1 protein-coding gene is annotated in these 1,936 nt (G+C 74.9%); it reads right to left on the minus strand.

All coding sequences use genetic code 11. From position 1 onward, the window contains the following. Positions 1-60 precede the first annotated feature (60 nt). Positions 61-1,936, minus strand: a 1,876-nt coding sequence (locus tag AC1DUQ_RS21320; protein WP_477074585.1) for a dynamin family protein, incomplete at its 5' end; no start/stop codon positions are given.

Here is a 1,936-nt window from a genome sequence, read left to right on the forward strand (position 1 = left end):
CCCCCTGCCGGCGACGGCGGCCCCGGCGGCCCGTGGTCCGCACCCGGAGGTCTTCGTCGGTCATGCCGGCACCGCCTCGAGCGCGGGCAGCGCGTACCGCTCGGCGTCGGCGCGCAGCTGCTCGAGGTCGGCGACGCGGGCGCGCAGCTCGCCCAGGGTCCCGGCACGTTCACCGGGGCCGGTCCGGGTGGCCTCGCGCGCGGAACGGATCGACTCGTCCAGGGACCGCACGAGCTCGTCGGCACGGGTGGTGAAGTGGTCGCGCAGCACCCGCTGCAGCCGCCGCAGCCGGTCCTTGGAGTCCTTGCTGACCTGGAAGACGACCTCGTCGAGGTGCCGCTTCACCGCGACCTTGGCCTCGGCCTGGCGTTTGCGTACGCGGTTGGCCTTGTCCTCGCGGTACGCCCGACCCCCCAGGATGACGCCGACGCCGACCGAGATCGGGTTGATCAGCGACATGCCGAGGGCGATCGCGGTGACCATGCCGAACATCAGCACGCCGCCGTAGGAGCCACGCAGCGCCACGATGATCTTCTGGGTGCGGGACACCCGGTCCACCTCGACGCGCTCGAGCCGCGCGACYAGCTCCAGCGCCTCGTCGTCGTCGCCCGCCCCGAGCGCCGGCTGGGCGACGTCGGTCGCGTCGAACTGGGCCGCGACCTGCGCGGCGAGCCACTGCGCGCGCTCGTGAGCCCAGACGAAGTTCGCCGCGACCGTGGCCCGCACCCGYTGGCCGAGCCAGTCGTCGAACTCGTCCCACACCGGTCCGGGGTCGGTCTCGTCGATCGCCTCCTCGGCCTCGCGCCCGATCCGCCGCAACCGGTCGCGCAGGTCGTACTCGATGTCCGCCGTCAGGTCCGTCACGCCGTCCTGGAGCACCTGCTGCCAGCGGGCGCTGCGCCGGCGCAGCTCACCCGCGTTCTGCCGCCCGGTCTGCAGGCCGGCGATGAGCGTCTCGCCGCCGGCCGGGTCCTCCAGCGCGGAGAGCTGCGCGCGGCCGGCCATGAGGAGGTGGTCGGTGACCGTCAGCACGTCGTGGGCGACCGAGCGCCGGGCGAGCACGCCCGCGTTGTCGACGACCTCGTCGCGCAGGTAGCGGACCAGCTCGGGGAAGCCGGACTCGTCGTGCAGGTCGCGGTCCTGGCGTCGCGCGGCGAGCAGCCGGAGGTTCGAGGACACGGGGATGAGCGGCGCGCGCACGCCGGCCCGCTGCAGGTGGCGACGGTCGAGGTCCGCCACGGCCCGCCAGTGCGGGTACAGGTCGGTCTTGGTGAGCACGCACGCGACGTTCGGGCACACCGCGAGCGCCTGCTGGAGGAACTCGATCTCGGGTGCGGAGTACTCCTGCCCGGCGTCGGAGACGAGGAGGACGGCGTCCGCCGACGGCAGCGCGGCCWTCGTCGCCGCGCCCTCGGCCGAGCCGATCCCGCCCACGCCCGGCGTGTCCACGAGGACGAGGCCTCCGGCGAGGACGTGCCGGGGCAGGCCCACCTCCGAGCAGTCGACGGGCGAGCCGTCCGGGGCCCGGCGCTCCGCGACGCACCGCGCGTGCGCGTCGATGGGGATCGTCGTCCTGCGCAGGCGCGCCGGATCCACGTCCCGCGTGCCGTCCGCGGACGGGGGCAGACCGATGAGCACCGCGGTCGGTGCCGCCGACCAGCCGACGACCGTGGTCACGGACGTCGCGACGTCGTCGTCCACGGGGCACACCGGGGCGTTGACCAGCGCGTTGACYAGCTGGCTCTTGCCCTGCTTGAGCTCCCCGACCACCAGCACGCGGACGTGCGGGTCGTGCAGCCGCCGGCGGGCGTGGCGCAGGCGCTCCAGCAGGTCGGCGCGGTCGGCGTCGCCGGACAGCGCCTCGGCGCGGTCCAGCAGGTCCATCAGCGGCAGCACGGCAGCTCCTCCAGGTCGCCGCGCGCACGGGCGGGTGCAC

The sequence above is a fragment of the Cellulomonas sp. P4_B5_2 genome (genome assembly GCF_056402235.1).